Here is a 506-nt window from a genome sequence, read left to right on the forward strand (position 1 = left end):
ACAAAAGACTGTATTGCCGAAGTGAAAACCGGTCCGAAAACCCTGACCAAAGAAGATACGGCCCGGGAAATCAAACGCACCGGCTCTGAGCTGAAGTTGCCGACCATTCTTTCGGTAACGTCGCAGGACAGTGATATCATTCTCGAAGCCCTGTTGAACGGCGATAGCGTGACAACGGACCTTTGCCAGTTCTCCCCGCGTATCCTGGGTGCTTTCGAGAACTCGGATGCCCAGTTCGACCCGGCTATCCACAAACTGACATTCGACATCGTTCCGACGAAGAAACTTCGCGATGCCTTGAAAAACGTAAAAGTGATCAACATGGGCACAAAAGCCGACGTGGCCCGTATCAGGCTTGTTACTGATACCCTGACCGGCCTGTTCGACGGATCGATTACGGCAAGCGAAGATATTATGATTACGGGCAATAACATCAAAATAACAGGCGACGAGGCTGTGGTAGGCGTTTTCTTCGTTGCTGGCGACGGCACAACGACCAAAGTGAC

General features: G+C 51.6%; 1 protein-coding gene. It reads left to right on the forward strand.

Translation table 11 applies throughout. From position 1 onward, the window contains the following. The coding region (locus tag DWW91_RS27510; protein WP_122329443.1) for a DNA-binding domain-containing protein at positions 1 to 506 on the forward strand (506 nt) is incomplete at both ends.

The organism is Parabacteroides sp. AF17-3 (assembly GCF_003635445.1).
Lineage (GTDB): Bacteria > Bacteroidota > Bacteroidia > Bacteroidales > Tannerellaceae > Parabacteroides > Parabacteroides goldsteinii.